The 14,870-nt window shown below is 58.4% G+C and carries 16 protein-coding genes and 1 tRNA gene; 10 read left to right on the forward strand and 7 right to left on the reverse strand.

All coding sequences use genetic code 11. From position 1 onward, the window contains the following. Positions 1-304: 304 nt before the first annotated feature. Entirely contained in the window at positions 305-517 is a 213-nt protein-coding gene (locus HYT87_08175) for a hypothetical protein (protein MBI2059732.1), read from the reverse strand. On the opposite strand from HYT87_08175, the gene HYT87_08180 reads away from it, so the two are divergent. The 5 genes from HYT87_08180 (at position 429) to HYT87_08200 (ending at position 6,445) form a co-directional block, all read left to right on the forward strand. Next, positions 429-1,301, forward strand: coding sequence for a sigma-54-dependent Fis family transcriptional regulator (locus HYT87_08180; GenBank protein ID MBI2059733.1), 873 nt, complete (start codon positions 429-431; stop codon positions 1,299-1,301). The two genes, HYT87_08175 and HYT87_08180, sit on opposite strands and share 89 nt — an antisense overlap. Before the next feature lie 34 nt (positions 1,302-1,335). After that, positions 1,336-1,572, forward strand: a complete 237-nt coding sequence (locus tag HYT87_08185; GenBank protein MBI2059734.1) for a hypothetical protein — start codon at positions 1,336-1,338, stop codon at positions 1,570-1,572. A 99-nt stretch (positions 1,573-1,671) separates the two neighbouring features. Next, the gene (locus tag HYT87_08190) at positions 1,672-3,330 is read left to right on the forward strand and encodes a hypothetical protein (protein MBI2059735.1); all 1,659 of its coding nucleotides are present in this window, start codon (positions 1,672-1,674) and stop codon (positions 3,328-3,330) included. Then, on the forward strand, positions 3,327-5,540 hold the full coding sequence (locus HYT87_08195) for a bifunctional YncE family protein/alkaline phosphatase family protein (protein ID MBI2059736.1): 2,214 nt from the start codon (positions 3,327-3,329) through the stop codon (positions 5,538-5,540). The genes HYT87_08190 and HYT87_08195 overlap by 4 nt, the downstream gene beginning before the upstream one ends. Further along, positions 5,540-6,445 carry a hypothetical protein gene (locus HYT87_08200; protein MBI2059737.1) on the forward strand — a complete coding sequence of 302 codons (906 nt, stop codon included), beginning with the start codon at positions 5,540-5,542 and terminating at the stop codon, positions 6,443-6,445. Before HYT87_08195 ends, HYT87_08200 begins: the two co-directional genes overlap by 1 nt. A 27-nt stretch (positions 6,446-6,472) precedes the next feature. On the opposite strand, the gene HYT87_08205 is transcribed toward HYT87_08200, so the two are convergent. Both HYT87_08205 and HYT87_08210 read right to left on the reverse strand, forming a co-directional pair. After that, the gene (locus HYT87_08205) at positions 6,473-6,865 is read right to left on the reverse strand and encodes a HEPN domain-containing protein (GenBank protein ID MBI2059738.1); all 393 of its coding nucleotides are present in this window, start codon (positions 6,863-6,865) and stop codon (positions 6,473-6,475) included. Next, positions 6,849-7,208 (reverse strand): nucleotidyltransferase domain-containing protein, encoded by a 360-nt coding sequence (locus tag HYT87_08210; protein ID MBI2059739.1) that lies wholly within the window; start codon positions 7,206-7,208, stop codon positions 6,849-6,851. The genes HYT87_08205 and HYT87_08210 overlap by 17 nt, the downstream gene beginning before the upstream one ends. 73 nt (positions 7,209-7,281) lie before the next feature. On the opposite strand from HYT87_08210, the gene HYT87_08215 reads away from it, so the two are divergent. Next, positions 7,282-8,322: an alpha/beta hydrolase gene (locus HYT87_08215; GenBank protein MBI2059740.1), complete on the forward strand. Its 1,041-nt coding sequence runs from the start codon at positions 7,282-7,284 to the stop codon at positions 8,320-8,322. A gap of 58 nt (positions 8,323-8,380) precedes the next feature. Here HYT87_08215 and HYT87_08220 read toward each other — a convergent pair whose 3' ends face one another. Then, positions 8,381-9,028, reverse strand: a complete 648-nt coding sequence (locus HYT87_08220; GenBank protein ID MBI2059741.1) for a methyltransferase domain-containing protein — start codon at positions 9,026-9,028, stop codon at positions 8,381-8,383. 150 nt (positions 9,029-9,178) lie between these two features. On the opposite strand from HYT87_08220, the gene HYT87_08225 reads away from it, so the two are divergent. Next, positions 9,179-10,285: a DUF2804 family protein gene (locus tag HYT87_08225; GenBank protein MBI2059742.1), complete on the forward strand. Its 1,107-nt coding sequence runs from the start codon at positions 9,179-9,181 to the stop codon at positions 10,283-10,285. A gap of 568 nt (positions 10,286-10,853) precedes the next feature. On the opposite strand, the gene HYT87_08230 is transcribed toward HYT87_08225, so the two are convergent. Then, positions 10,854-11,756: a hypothetical protein gene (locus HYT87_08230; protein ID MBI2059743.1), complete on the reverse strand. Its 903-nt coding sequence runs from the start codon at positions 11,754-11,756 to the stop codon at positions 10,854-10,856. Positions 11,757-11,777: 21 nt separating this feature from the next. Beyond that, entirely contained in the window at positions 11,778-12,638 is an 861-nt protein-coding gene (locus HYT87_08235; protein MBI2059744.1) for a hypothetical protein, read from the reverse strand. A 297-nt stretch (positions 12,639-12,935) separates the two neighbouring features. Here HYT87_08235 and HYT87_08240 point away from each other — a divergent pair, with 297 nt between their 5' ends. From HYT87_08240 to HYT87_08250, 3 genes are all read left to right on the forward strand, one after another. Continuing rightward, positions 12,936-13,748 carry a sensor histidine kinase gene (locus tag HYT87_08240; GenBank protein ID MBI2059745.1) on the forward strand — a complete coding sequence of 271 codons (813 nt, stop codon included), beginning with the start codon at positions 12,936-12,938 and terminating at the stop codon, positions 13,746-13,748. Next, positions 13,749-14,168, forward strand: coding sequence for a DUF4325 domain-containing protein (locus tag HYT87_08245; GenBank protein MBI2059746.1), 420 nt, complete (start codon positions 13,749-13,751; stop codon positions 14,166-14,168). It begins immediately after the preceding gene. A gap of 195 nt (positions 14,169-14,363) precedes the next feature. Beyond that, positions 14,364-14,552 (forward strand): hypothetical protein, encoded by a 189-nt coding sequence (locus HYT87_08250; GenBank protein ID MBI2059747.1) that lies wholly within the window; start codon positions 14,364-14,366, stop codon positions 14,550-14,552. A 144-nt stretch (positions 14,553-14,696) separates the two neighbouring features. Here the strand turns inward: HYT87_08250 and HYT87_08255 are convergent. Further along, positions 14,697-14,768: transfer RNA gene (locus HYT87_08255), tRNA-Pro, on the reverse strand. Positions 14,769-14,870 lie beyond the last annotated feature (102 nt).

Here is a 14,870-nt window from a genome sequence, read left to right on the forward strand (position 1 = left end):
GACCCTCCCCTACGCATAATGACCAACATAAACCTTTCAAAGAATGGCAAAAGTCGATCTTAGAGCCTCTGACAGAATGCCGATTCGTAGGGGACCATCTTCAGATGCTCCCTCTTGTCGGGAGGGTCTGAAGACCCTCCCCTACGCATGATGACCAACATAAGCCTTTCAAAGAATGGCAAAAGTCGATCTCAGTGTATTGAAGATCCCGCGACGGGATTCGGGGAGGAAGGGTGGTTTCTCGGGAGGGGCGCTACTTCATGCAGGCGCCGCCGAAATCCGGCCGGGCGCGACCACAGGAGTTTCACGGGTCCCCATCGCCTCCCCGGAGGTCGATACGTTGCGCGAGTCGGAAGGAAAAATCGAAGAGTTGAACCGCGACCTTGAAAAGGCCGTCGGGCGGCTTCGGGAAACGATAGGCGAACGGGATACGGAACTCGAAACCGCCCGCCGACAACTCGATCTCCTGGTCCAAGAGGAGCAGCCGAAGTATCGACACGATAGCCAACCGGGACAAGGTCGGCCTCTTCGAAGCCGCGGGCGGTGGAACGTTGTTTCTCGATGAAATCGGCGATATTCCCCTCCCCTTGCAGGCCAAACTCCTCCGGGTTCTCCAGGAAGGCTCCGTGCGCCGGATCGGCTCGGACCGCGAGGTGAAAATCGACGTGAGAGTCGTTTCGGCCACAAACCGCGAACTGAAACAGGCGGTCAAAACGGGACAATTCAGGGAAGACCTGTACCATAGACTCCATGTCTTTCGAATCGAAATCCCTCCCCTGCGCGAACGGAGAGAGGACATCCAAACGCTGGCCCGGTTCTTCGTGGAAGCGGTTCCGCAGATGGAGACGGGACCGGTGAAGTCGATCTCCCGCGGGGCCCTCCGCCTGCTCGCGGGATACGCCTGGCCGGGCAACGTGCGCGAGCTCGAAAATGCCGTCCGAAACGCCTATGTGTTGAGCCGTGGCCCGGGCATTGAAAGTCGACCGCTCGCAACTCTCATCCTGGATCAAGACATTCAAGATTCCCACCCGGATGCACCGCGCTTCCTGAACCAGAAAAGAGGAGATTCATCTTCCCCCTTCTCGCCGGCCGGCCACGGGGAGTCACGAAAAAGGGAATCTCTCCCTCTCCCTCCCTGGTCCGATCCCCCTCGGAGCGAGGTTGAAATCCCTCCATGGAAGGGTTACAGTTTCCGTCATGGTCGATGGCGACGCCGTCATGCCCCCGTGGGCACAATCGCTCTCAGAAGATATCCGCGCTTTCATTCGAGAGGGCCGGGAGGACCGTACACTCGCGGCTGAAGACCGCCGACAAGCCGCCGAAGATCGCAAGGAGATGGTCCGGACATTCTTGATGCTGACGCGTGTCTTGGAAGGAATTCTGAAAACCCAACGGCAGCAGACTGAAATCCTCCACACTCACACCGAGTTGCTCAAGACCAACACGGAATTGTTTAGAACCAATACGAAACTCCTGAAGGCCAACAATCTCCTGCTTCAGAAGGCTCTTTCGAATGGGCGACTGGGAGGCAACGGCCGAGGCAGGCCGGGTCGCCCACCGAGATCGCACTAACTTTCAAAACCCAGGCCGGACCTCCGGCCCCCTCTGCTTCCCGCAGAACGTCCACCCCTCGATGGAACCCGCCCCGGTGAATCAGAATTGCGAGGTCCGATGAAATCCGAGTGGAAGCGGTGCTTCGCGATTCCCCTGCTTTTCGTAGCGACTGCCTTGACCTCATGTAATGACGATGCCGCACAGTCCGAACCGGCGCTCAAACGTGGCACTCGGCTTCTGGAACGCGGAATTCCAAGCCAAGCTGAAGAAGCGTTCGACGCAGTCCTCGCGGCGGAACCCGGCCATGCCGGCGCAAAACTCGGCCGCGGACTCTCCCGATTCCTCTGGCTTTTCGATCTGGGGAACTGGATCGGGATGCTCGCGCTCGGTGGGAATGAATCGCACCCGAAGTCATCGCCCCCCCTGTTTCTTGCCCCTCTTCGCGCCACCACGCCGCCGCGGCCGACTCGAGATGAAAACGATGCCTTCCATGGATTCCTCGTGGGTACATTCCATCAACTCTCGACTCTGATGACGGAGACGGAGGTGGACCTCGCGGTGGCGGCCGAGTCACCTGGGACCCTCCTCTCCTTCGAGCGCCTCCCTTTCAAACTGAACGGCAAAGAGATCGCCGATCTCGGCGGCGAATGGCGCGCCTCCGACGCACGCATGGCCGGCATCGGCGCATCCTTCTTCTCGGGCGCGTTTCGCCTGGTCCTCTCCCAGGATCTCAAGACGGACTACGCAGGACTCTTCTCCTTCGCCAACCAGACGATCCTCCGCGCCCTCGATGAGGCGCGCGAAGGACAGGAGGACACCGGGCTTGCGGGACTCCTGAATCTGTTCGTTTTTCTTGTCACTCGACCCGACTACCCAGGCTTCCTGACTCCAAGCGCGCTCGACCTCGATCAAAACGGAACCCCGGACGGTGGGGAGGCCCACCTCCGTCTCCGGGAAAACCTCCTCCGGCAAACACAAGAGATCCAAGACATCCTCCGGGTGAAACTCGAAGAAGCGGACGATCCCGTCAAGCGCCCCTTCGGCATTCACCGTCGCTCGGCCGCCTTGGGGAACACGCTCGTCATCGGGTCGGGACCGAAATCGATCCAGGTCACCCTCCCCGCCGAACTGGACGCGTCACTCAAAAAGACCGCCGGCCATCTCCGTCAACATGATCCCGTCCAACTTTCCATGAAGTCCGATCTCGCGCCGATGCTCGCGTTCGCGGTGACGGCTTTCCTGAAAACGGGCCTCCTTCCCATTCCGGCGGACCTGACGGTACTGGACACCCAAATCGTGCAGGCCCTTTTCGTTGGAGGACTCAACCGGGACATCGGCCTCGACGTCTACGCCCTCCTCTCAAACCCGCTCAATCTCCGTTCCTTCCTTCCGCTCGCCCGCTCGGACCGTCCACCGGACGAGATCAATTTCCTGCTCGAATGGGAATGTCCCGCCGCGCTCGCCGGCGCCGTCATCGGGACATCGGCTTATTTTCCCGGCAGCGGCGATCTGATTTGCGGCGGTGGCGAGACGCTCGTGGACGCGCCCCACTTCACCGATCCAATTTTCTCGGCCTTCAAGTTTCCTTCAATCGAGGCAGACGGTATCCCAAGTTCCCTGCCGTACCTCCCCTTCCCTGACCCCACGCTTGGGGGTTTCCTTTATTTGGAAGATGAATCCGGTCTGCGGCCGGCCTCACTCTCCTCCCTCAACGCTTTCATCGCCCAATTCGGCCCTCTGGTCTCAGGTGCATTGGGCGCGCCACTTCGACCATGAAACGTCTCCCACTCCTCGCCACGGCTGTGGTTGGCCTCCTCGGCTGCACAAGCGAAAGCCCCTGCCGCGTGCCCACCCCTTCCGAGATCGCCCAAGCTCCCCCCGGCGAGATCGAGCTGGGTATCTTCAAGACCTTCACCGGACGCCTCCTGAGTCCAATTGGCGATCAAGTTGAAGTAGGCACGATGCCCGTCAATCTCGCTGTTTCTCCCGATGGAAGATTCGCGGCGGTGACGCATGCCGGGGCGCGGGATCTGACACTCGCTAATCCCGTTGATCAAAGTATTCGGATCATCGAGATTGACTCCGGCCGAATCATCACCACGCTCGCCGAACCCAATCTTTTCTCCGGCATTGTCTTCAATCCGAACGGGCTGGAACTCTACGCCGCTACGGGTGCAGGGGGTGAGGTGGTCGCCTACAACGGAAACTTCGAACGTTCATGGGTCATCCCGATCGAAAACTACCCGGCAGGATTGGCCGCTACGCCCGACGGCCGGACGCTGCTCGTGTCACGCATGCTCAAACACACGGTAACGCTAATCGACACGGAACGGATCGAAAAGATAGCCGACTTGGAAACATGGGCCTACCCGTTGGACATCGCGGTCTCGCCCGACGGTTCCCGCGCCTACGTGTCGAACTGGGGCGATTCCTCCATTGCCATTCTCGATCTCCGGGAAAAACGCACCTTGGGCCGCGTTGAGGTCGGAAAACATCCCGAGGGCGTGGCGCTCAATCCCGACGGAAATCTCCTGTACGTTGCAAACAGCGATTCGGACGACGTCAGCGTGGTTGATACGGCAACCCAAACCGTTGCGGCAACGATTTCATTGAAATGGAACGGCACCGATCCCCTGGGAATCACACCGGTGGATGTTGCCGTCTCGGCCGACGGAACCCGTGTTTACGCGGCCACGGCAGGCGACAACGCGATCGCCGTTATCGATGCCGCACAGCGCACCCTCCTCGGCCGGATTCCGGTCGGTCACTACCCAACCGCGCTGGCCGCCTCCGCGGGCCGGCTTGTCGTTGCCAACATGAAATCGGCCGTCGCCCGCCCCAATGTCGGCCGGGAGTTTGTCGGCGCCATCCAGCGTGGATCGGTGTCGATTCTCGATCGGCCCTCCGATTCCGAACTTCCGGCACTAACCGAAATAGTCCGCCGCAACGCGAGCCGAGCCGAAGCCGCCTTCCCCATCGGCGACTCGTGCACAAATCTGGATGGCCCCGTCCCTCTCAGCGAGGGTCAGCCGTCCCCCCTCCGCCACGTCGTCTATGTCGTGCACGAGAACAAGACGTACGATTCCGTCCTGGGGGACATGCCCGAACCGGCGCGAACCGATCCCTCCCTCGTTCGCTACGGCGAAACGGTCACGCCCAATCTCCACGCCCTCGCGAGCCGCTTCGCCAACCTCGACAACTGCTACGTCCCCGGCGAACAGGCCCTCCAGGCCCACACGTGGATCTCGCAAGGCTGGATGAACGATTTCGCGGAGAAAAACGCCCCGGCCATGTGGGGCCGGCCCGACGGAGGCGCCTTTTTCGTCCCCGGCGCGGACCCCGCCGCCCGACCGTCAGACCGGTTGCTCCTGGACGCGCTGGCCGATGCCGGCCTGAGATTCCGAATGTACGGCGAAGTGACCGGCACCCTCTCCGATTTCTTCGGATCGTACCGCACGAGTATCGATCTCAACTACCCCACGTGGAGTTTGCAGGTGCGCGACGTGGATAAAGCGGCTGAGTTCATCCGCGAACTGAATGAAGGGATCTTCCCCGCTTTCGTGATCCTCTGGCTTCCCAATGACGTGACCAACAGGACGGAGCCGGGCAAGCCTTCGCCCGAATCGATGGTCTCAGACAACGACCTCGCGACAGGCCAAGTTGTAGAAGCCATCAGCCGAAGCCCGTTCTGGAATGAAACCGTCGTATTCATCTTCAACGACGACACGCAGGGCCAAGCCGACCACATCGACTCCCACCGCGGACCGTGCGTTGTCGTCGGTCCGCACGTGAAACGAGGCCACACGTCCCACGTCCACTACTCGATCCCCTCCTTCCATCGCACGATGGGCCTCATCCTCGGTGTGGCCCCGATCAGCCGTTACGACCAACTCGCCCCCCCCATGTACGACCTCTTCTCCTCGAAACCCCTCAATTCGGAACCGTACACTCCCGTCGATCCCTCCATCCCCTTCCGCCGGAACTGATGAAGCGGTGGGTTCTTCCCTTTGTCCTCCTGACCCATGCCCACTTTTCGTGCGCAGGGCTCATTCGCGGCAATCGCGACTATTTCGCGATTCATGGTTTGCCTGAAGGTGCAGCCCTCCGGGTCAACGGCGCGCCGGCAGAGCCGGGTACCTGTCTTGTCTTCGAACGCCACGAGGATTCGACGATCGATATCCTGCAAGATGGACGCGTCTTGGGCACCATCCGTCTGCGCAGGGAGGTGTATGGCCCCGCCCTCCTGGAATCCATTTACGCCGGCGGAGTCGTTGGCGCCTGGTTGGATCACAAAGGCGGGGGCCTGTACGAACTGAAGGAGGATCGCTCGGATTCCGGCAAGCAGGAGATCTCGAGCGTTCGCCTGGAATCGGAATGTGGACCCTCGTGGAATCGCTACCGAGTATCCATTCTAGGGGGGGTCACCGTAAAGCATAAGGATCCCGGGAGGCGAACTCCGGAAACCCAGTTCAATCAGGGCTGGCTCACATTGGGAGGGAGGGGATTCCAGCCTTTGGAGCTATTCACCGAAGTCTACTACTTGAGATATGCCGACACCCGTGACCGCCGGCAGGAGGAGGACACGGCGTTTTCTCTCCCTTTCCCGGGCCTTTCGGCGCCGGCGGGATTGAACCTCTATCTCGTAAGCCTTTCCCGCCTGGATGTATTCCTGGGGGCAGGGCTGGCGCTCTTCTCAGGAGGCGCCGGAAACGGCCTCGGTCCCTCCACCGCCCATCTCGGATTTCGGGTGCGCTTCAAAGATAATTGGGAACTGACGTCGCAGCTAAAGTACCTGACGCTTCTTCGCTCCTTTGGAGACGATGAACTGGATTCGACCCATCTCGCAGAGCGTTGGATCCTTCAGTATGGCGTCGGCCGATCTTGGCGATAGGCCGCCCGCTTTCCCCACTCGAATACCCTATCTTCGCGATCCCAGTTTCTTTCTGAGAAACGCCCGGAGCTTCTTCATGGTCTTCACGGCGGCCCTCGCCTCCGCAGGCGTCGCTTCATCACCGGGATAGCGCACGGTCACCGCATAAACATTTAGGCCGATGGCAGCATCCCTGACGACCTGCACCAAGGGATCGATGCCGGACGCCAGGTCCAGCAGCTCCCGAAGATCGTGTGTCTTCGGAAACATGATATTGTGCAGCGTCAGGAACCCCTTGAGATATTTCTCAACGCACTGCTGCGCGTGGAAACAAACAATGTCAGGCATCCCTTTTTGACGCAAGGACACCAATTTCGCCGCAGCCTTGAAATCGGCCTCGGCCTTGCTGACCCAAGCCTGGTACTTACTGCCGTTTTTCATATAGAATTTGCCCCTTCGCAAGAACTTCGTCGAGGAAGGGATCGAACCACTTTAGACGCTTCCGGACCTCCCCCGGGGTCAAAACAAGAATGTCCATTGGGGTGAACGGAATGTCACATGCCTTGTACGCCTCATATCGCCTACGCGAAGGCCGCTTGCGGCTGTTCATGATGACCAGAATATCCACGTCGCTGTCCACTGTCGGTCTGCCATAGGCATACGATCCGAAAAGGATCACCTTGATGGGATTGAAGTTCCGCACGATACGGTCGCGAATCTCCAGAATGGCGCTGCGCGGCACCTTCCGGAGTCCCCGACCGTTGTGAACGACCTTGCGAGCCATGGTGCGAGTATACCCACCCTGATGCCAACCGAAAAGCCGACCCCCGCGGTGACGGTGCGAAGGAAATCGACTCGTGTTAAACTCCCACCCCGTCATGACGATCAAGCACTGGCTCCTGTTCGTCCTCCACAAATTGATTGATTGGTTCACTCGCGTTCTCGCGTGGGTCGGCTACCGGCTCCACCCCGAGGCCAATCCAAATCGGTATGGCGTCGATCTGATCCGGGATATTCCCTACTCCGGTTCGGGAAATTCCGCGCACCGGCTCGATGTCTACCGTCCCAGGTCCGACAAGCCCCTGCCCACGCTGATGTACATCCACGGCGGCGGGTTCACCGTTTGCTCCAAGAGCACCCACCAGATCTTCGCGCTTGTCTTCTCCTCACAAAAATACGTCGTCTTCAACGTCAATTATCGGCTCGCACCCATTCATCGGTACCCGGCTGCCATCGAAGACGTCTGCACCGCCCTCCTCTGGATTCTCGATCACGCCCGCGAGTACGGAGCCGATCCGGATCAGCTCGTCATCGCCGGTGAATCGGCCGGAGGGAACCTCACGGCAGCCCTCGCCTACATCATCACACACCGCCGCGAGGAGGCCTTCGCGCGGGCCGCTTTCGATCGCCAACCCAACATCCGCGCGGTCCTTCCGATCTACGGCATCCATGATCTGAATGACATTCCTCGCTTCTGGCGCAATCCGGACAAGGCTAGAAAAATGTCCTGGGCCATCAAAGGCGAACTCCAGTGGTGTGCTGACGCCTACGTGGGCGATGCGCCGGAATTGGCCCCACTCGCCCATCCTCTGCGGCGTTTCACCGAGCCGCCCCCGGACGGCTCACGCCCGTTGCCCCCGTTCTTCATCCCCGTCGGCACCGCCGATCCCCTGCTGGACGACTCCCGCCGCCTCCACGCCGCGATTCAAGCCCGTGGTGGCTCCAGCGAACTGCACATCTACCCCGGCGAAATCCACGGCTTCAACGCGATGCTCTGGCGCTCAAACGCGCAAGCCAAATGGAAGGCTCTTTTCAGCTTCCTCAGCCGGCACGTTCCCGGCGCCCCACCCGTCAACCTCCGGTTCACGCAACAGCCATCTTCCCACCCAATACCGTAAAACAGCCGCACAACTGATTCCTGGAACAATCTCACGGTTCGACCGCTGAGAAAGAACCCTACGAGATCTCGCCCCGCGGCCTGAACGCGCGAATCACCTCCACCGGAAACGACCAATGGTCCGCTCGCTCAGTCCGGATCTCTTGGAATCCGGCGGCGGCCAGCGCGGGACCAACCGAAGTCCCGCGTCCGCCCCCCCACAAGCTCGGAAACAGGCGGTAGAACCATTCGAACAGTTTGTGATACCAGGTCTCCGCTTTCACCCGGTCCACGACCACGATCCGTCCGCCCACGCGGAGGACTCGGTGGCATTCCGCAAGGGAAGCGGCGATATCCTCCGGTCGCAGGAGATCGAGCACGAAAATATTCAGAATGAGATCGAACACGGCGGGCCTGAGCGGGATGGCCAGCATGTTCGCTACCCCGAAGATCGCTCCATCCGTGCCCGCCGAGTGAAGCCGATTCCTCGCCTGCACCAGCATGGAAGGAGTCAGATCCAGCCCGACGTTCAATCCCGATCGGTTGAGCACGGCGGCCTTGGAGAACATGAGGCCGGTTCCCACCGCCACCTCCACAAGACGCTCCCCTTCTCGGATCCCGGCCAATTCGAGGGCCTTGCGGTGCGCGTGCCGGGCCACCATCCAACCCCAGATGTTGTAAAGACGCGCGAAAACGGAATACGTCCGTCGCACCCGATTCGTGTCCATTCACCCGCAATTTACCCCAGCAAGCCTCTCGTGCAAATTCCCGAATGCGGCGGGCCTGTCTACTCCCCACTCCCGATCGAGTTCGGAGTCGTCGCCGCGCTGGATGTATCAAGGGAGTTGTGCCGGACAAATCATGATAGGCTCATTCAGGTGATAGGCCCCCGTTCTTCAAACTTCACATTCCCACCGACTCAAGGCGCCCGAGCCATCCCTGAATCGGCTCCAACCCGAATCGTCGAGGATGGTCTGATTCAATTCGGCCGGTTCACGGAACCGCCGCGCCACATGAACCTGCTGGACTCACGCCTCTTGAAGGGACTGGGGGCAAGTTGGCCGACTCCCCCACTCTTGATTGAGTGGGTGGGTGCAGGCATGGCGCACCCCGATTGGTACTTGGGACTGATCGTCATGGATGCCAGACTCGCGTCTCTCGCCGTCGTCTATGGCCACAACCGTCAAACCGGCGAATATTTCTCCCACGATCGCCCCGCGCGTCGAAACCGCGTGCGAGTCGCGAATTCGACTTGGAGCGATGTCACTGAATTCCATGGTCGAGATTTCCACGTCGAAATCGTTCACCGACTGGAGGAGGGATTCCACCGCGTCAAACTCGACATCCTTGCCGAAGGAAACAAACCGGAGGTCCGAGGCGAACTGGTCTGGCACGAGGATCTCCGCCAAACGCAGCCGCTCGTGCTGCTATCTCCGGTGGCCAAGGGCGGCTTCATCTACAACCACAAGGCACAAATGCCGATCGAAGGTTCGCTGGATATTGACGGTCGGCGCATTGATTTCAATCCGAACCGCGACGTGGCCAATTTGGACGAGGTCAAGATTCATCCGGGCGGAGCGACCCGACTGAGCTATCGTTGGTTCAACTTCGCCGGCTTTGACGCCGCGGGTCGGCTGGTCGGGCTGGACCTGGCTCACAGCCCTCAAAAACCCGATCCCTACTGGTCCGAGAACTGCTTATGGGTGGGCAAGGCGCTGTGGCCGGCTCCGGAAGTCCATTTCGAGAACGACGCCCGCGACTTGATGAAACCTTGGCGTGCATCCGACCAGGAGGGGCTGGTGGATATCACCTTCTATCCTGAAGGCGGGAAACTCGTGAATCTAGGCCCGATCGGGAAGTACCACCAAAAGTGCGGCCGATTCCGGGGGACGGCTGTCGACGGATTGGGCGAGAAGCACCAGATCCGCGACTACTACGGTTGCGCCGAAAGCGCCGAGATCCTGACTTGGAAATTCTGGCGTTGATGCGGCGAGTGCCGCTCCGTCCGTGGCTGGTCGCACCGCTCCGCATTGACCGCTGCTCACCATCCTGGCTCGCTCGGGGCTTCGGGTGCAGACCATCCGTGGCACTCGCCGTTTCCTGGGCCTCGCATCACGCTCGGCGGATTGCGGCGAGTACCGCACCATCCATGGCTGGTCGCACCGCTCCGCATTGACCGCTGCTCACCATCCTGGCTCGCTCGGGGCTTCGGGTGCAGACCATCCGTGGTCGGGGCGCGCGGATTCCATGCAAATCAACATCGCTTGCCTCTCATGGCCCCCGTGGGGTGAACCGCGGACCACCTGAACCCCATGAAGAAATTCAGGCGAAAATACTCCGTTGAATCATGGGGTTAGCTGGCCGAGAATCGTTTTGTCGCTGTTTTGACGCAGGTATTTCCTTCAGGTTTCTCAAGCGTCCGTCTGGTAGTCTCATTCCGCGTGATTTCGGCAGGTTGCTGAAGTTTGCGGAATTCCACCCCATATTTCGGGGTCGAAGTGTACAGAAAAGGGTCACAGGAGTCGCCAGTGCATCCCTGAAAGAATCCTCTGATTACCCTGTACGCCGCAGCATTCGTTCATCGATGAATTTGACAATCTCAGTCTGAGGCACCTGAATCTCTCCGTCAGCAACGTCAAACCCTTGAGCGCGAATCCTGTACTTCACGATCAATGGCTTCATTGCCCTGTCCGGCTCCTTGATTCCGACGGCAATGCGAGCTACCCACAGTGGTTCATCCCGATGGACGATATCGTTCGCGCCACCCTTAAAGGCGCATCGGTTCCCCGGCTCAGGTTCGAGATTCCACGTGCCGTTCCCATCCACGCCGCTATTGTTGATAGCGTATCCCTCGCATGGTTCGAAAACAGCGTGCGGGAATCTCGCTTCCTTTCGGGTGCGATTCCTTACGCCTAGTTTCACGTAAACGGCATGGCGCGTGCCGTCGTGCCCCCTGCTCGTTCCACCTGATTGGAGGTCATGACATTCGTCCAGCCGTCGGACCGGAAACGATTGCGTTTTCAGCCATGTCCCAATCTCCTTGATCATGGCATCGGCCCTTTCAGTCGTCTTGGGGTTCAGATGTAGATACTTCATGATGCCTTCGATCCGTACCTGTGGATCACTGAATACGAGAATAGGGATTTCATCACCGTCGACAATGGTTCTATAGGCTAGTATCGCAATCTCTTGGTTGATCCAGATTGATGAACGGAAGTGTTCGGATTCACCGTTTTGACGGACAATTCCACGAGAATGCATGACTGCAACACACCCGGAACACTCCTGGAGTTTGGCGAGGATGCTTTCCGTCAGGCCGTGGAGGGAGCTGACTTTCTCAGCAAAATACCCTTCGTATCCCTCGATACCGTCGATGTACTCTTTTATCCGCGCCCCGATTTTCTTCTCCTCCTCGGTGCGTTGTCCGCAACTGATGAAAATTAGATTTGCTCCCATGCCCCTGTAGATACGCCGGGACTATTCTTCCACGTATTTCCCCAACCGCCCGTTTCTGAGGCCTTCCATCAACACACTACCCGCGGCACCCAGTGCACCAACTTCCGTTGACCATGACCACCCGAAGAAACTCGCAATCGAACTGGCAAGAGCGAGATAGGCAGACGTAGCTTGGAGTGTCCACAGATTTGCACCGTGAGGATTGCACAAAGGCCCCAATACGACTCGCCCGCCATCGTCTTGGAACATGGCTTGACCACCAAAAGTGCCGTGGGACGCCCTGGATAATATTCCGTAGAGTTTCAAGGATTGTTCTGCGCTTCGTGAAAAACGACTGACTAGGGCGGATGGCCCTCTCGGGTCAGTATCTTCGGTCGCAAACCAATACTTCCAATTGAAGGTCTTTCCGCTCGGTCTCGTTCCGAGATTGAAGGATTTTGCCAACTCTACAGCCCGAGATCTGTCCCTAGCCCCTCCCATTCGGCTCAAGAATTCATCGAGGAATTCCTTCGCGACGGCATCATCGCCCTTTTCTTTGGCCAGATGTAGAATCTCGAAGGACAAGAACTTGAACGCCCGGAAGGCGTGATCTTCTTCGGAGATGAATTTCCAGCCAAGAGCTATTTCCAGCATATTCCGTACGATCACGGGAGCGACATGTGAATAACCCTGAATGCACAGACTTGAAGTTGCGCTCAATGCAGTTCCTGCGGCGGCGTTCAGTCGAGTTGCCGCATCTGCGGTTAGAGGTGGAGGTTTTTCCGGGAAGTGAGCTAGCTCCGAGAGAATCTTCCCGGCGAATCCATAGGCTTGATCTCGATATACCGAAATAGCCGGGGTGACATCGTCCTTGCAGTTTTCCTTCCTTGCTTCGATCCTCACAGGCTATCCTTCCATGGTGTTTTGGGCCCTAGTGGACTTCCCATCTGAATTGTGCGACTGCAACCGAAAAAGGTCAATAGCGCATTAGGTTCAGGTCTCTTGTTGACGTACTGATACACTGTCATGGGTTTGCGCTCCGGGCCGGAGTTGAGACCCGACTGAATCCTTCGAGGGTTCCGGAAAACGAATCCATCTGACCTGCGGTAGCGGCGCGGGATTTCCCTCCAGCCGTCAGGTGCGGAAAACCCCTATGGCCATTATCTTGAAACCTGCCCGAAAGTCTGGCACTAGGAAAGCGTGACCAGTCTTGGCTTCTGGACAGTTGGTGAAATCTGCATGCGCGCCAACCCGTACGGGAAATCTCCCACGCTCGACCTGTCCAGAATCGACTTCTTCGAACCGTTTGGGACCGTCTACATAGGATTGTTCCTGAGATACCACCGAAGCCGAGCCCACCTAATAGCCGTGAACTCTCCGACAAATTCTCGCGCCCTCTCTTACCTTTCACGGGTCAAATTCTTTGATCGATTCAACGTCCCGGAACCTGACACCACAAGGGATTTCCCCAGCATTGGTCGCTGGACGTCTCTCAACGACATCATCGAACTCGATCCGGACCGCAACACGGCCGAGGATGTGGAAGCCAAGCTTCGATCCTTGGTCATCGCCAACAGCCCCCGTCTCCCCGTAGGTGCGATCTGTGAAATCGTGGTCGAACTCGTCGATAATTTTGTGCAGCATGCGAAGCGTGGTCGCGCCGTTCTCACGGCTCAGTATTACCCCCAAACGGAAAAACTGGTTGTTGCCTTGGGTGACTGGGGGATAGGGATCAAGCAGAGTCTTGCAGCTCTTGAAAAATATGGCGATCTAGCGAGCAGAACGGATGCCGAATGTATTGTCAAAGCTTTCGAGCCCTTGGTCACGTCCAAGCACGAAGGCGGCATGGGACTCTATAACGTGAGAGAAGCGACCCAGGCCGTAGGCGGCACCCTCCGAATCACATCCGGGGATGGTTTCATGACCATCGTCGGTGATAGAATGCTGCATGGGAATATGAGAAGCGCATTGTCCGGCGTTCAGATTGAGCTTGAATTCAAGGCCAAGGTCTAGATGGACCAAAGAATCTGGCTGAAAGTTGAAGAGCTTGCTCCGAAAACCCTCACCAGGGACAGGGCGCGTGAGGTGATCCAAAAGGTTCGAGAGAAGGTGTCCGATCTGAGAGGCAAGACTATTGTCCTCGACCTCCGGGGGAGCGAAAGCGTGTCCGGTTCTTTTCTCGACGAGCTTCTTCTGAGGAGAAATGACCTCCTGTCGGAAGGCCTCTCTGATCTTCAATTCGCATCGGATTCGGCGGAGCTATCGTCCCGCTTGCTGGCCAACGCACAAATCCGCCAAGTGAGCCTCACTCTTCTCGACCATGATACGGAGCGAACATTCGTGCCCGATCCGAAGACGCCACGCTCCATCCCGCAGTCTTTCCCAGTCGGTGACGTTGCCAACGTACCACGTAACCCGTTCACGGGTGATTGAATCGACCCCGGAGGCTAGGAGAGAGGCGGCTCCTTCTGCTCTATCGGACCGCTCCTGGAGTCAGATCTTTCGTTGATGCAATGACACACCGCGGAGGTGAGAGACTTGGCGAAGAAGTACATTAGGTGAACGCGGTCAATGTGGCCGAGGGTTATGGTCTCATCGAGATCCGAACGCCCAGGGAGGTTGCTCAATATGAAAATGAGTAAGCCGTTCAAAGCAGTAGAATTCATGCGCGACGCACGGCAGGAAATAGAGCGTCAATATCAAGGCCTCGATTTGCTTGAGCGGGAGAATGCTATGAGAAAGGACTTGGAGAAAAGCCCGCTCTGGCAGTCTATGCAGGAGAAGTTTAGTCAACGACGGATGAAGCACGCCGCCTGACCAACCCTGAAATTGCCGCAACTTTGACGCAGGTTTTTCCCGAATAGCCCGAACCAACCCGGACCGACCCGGAACAACTCGAAATAGGCCGTTTGGGAAATGCCGATCTACCAACGGCATAGTTGATGCCACTGGCGTATTTAGTCGGGGCGCGCGGATTTGAACCGCGGACCACCTGAACCCCATTCAGGTACGCTACCACTGCGCCACGCCCCGAATTGCGACGCTAATAGTAGTGGTACACAGGACGAAAGTCCAGATAACCCACGGGCAAGTCCCATGTGACTTACATCACAGACAAGATCCCGTCGTTCGTGT

This window comes from Nitrospirota bacterium (assembly GCA_016180645.1).
Classification (GTDB): domain Bacteria; phylum JACPQY01; class JACPQY01; order JACPQY01; family JACPQY01; genus JACPAV01.

Excerpts from the sequence above, each read along its gene's own strand:
- HYT87_08185 (MBI2059734.1), top strand. The coding sequence starts at position 1,336 with ATGGTCCGGACATTCTTGATGCTGACGCGTGTCTTGGAAGGAATTCTG.
- HYT87_08190 (MBI2059735.1), top strand. The coding sequence starts at position 1,672 with ATGAAATCCGAGTGGAAGCGGTGCTTCGCGATTCCCCTGCTTTTCGTA.
- HYT87_08195 (MBI2059736.1), top strand. The coding sequence starts at position 3,327 with ATGAAACGTCTCCCACTCCTCGCCACGGCTGTGGTTGGCCTCCTCGGC.
- HYT87_08200 (MBI2059737.1), top strand. The coding sequence starts at position 5,540 with ATGAAGCGGTGGGTTCTTCCCTTTGTCCTCCTGACCCATGCCCACTTT.
- HYT87_08205 (MBI2059738.1), bottom strand. The coding sequence starts at position 6,865 with ATGAAAAACGGCAGTAAGTACCAGGCTTGGGTCAGCAAGGCCGAGGCC.
- HYT87_08210 (MBI2059739.1), bottom strand. The coding sequence starts at position 7,208 with ATGGCTCGCAAGGTCGTTCACAACGGTCGGGGACTCCGGAAGGTGCCG.
- HYT87_08220 (MBI2059741.1), bottom strand. The coding sequence starts at position 9,028 with ATGGACACGAATCGGGTGCGACGGACGTATTCCGTTTTCGCGCGTCTT.
- HYT87_08230 (MBI2059743.1), bottom strand. The coding sequence starts at position 11,756 with ATGGGAGCAAATCTAATTTTCATCAGTTGCGGACAACGCACCGAGGAG.
- HYT87_08245 (MBI2059746.1), top strand. The coding sequence starts at position 13,749 with ATGGACCAAAGAATCTGGCTGAAAGTTGAAGAGCTTGCTCCGAAAACC.
- HYT87_08250 (MBI2059747.1), top strand. The coding sequence starts at position 14,364 with ATGAAAATGAGTAAGCCGTTCAAAGCAGTAGAATTCATGCGCGACGCA.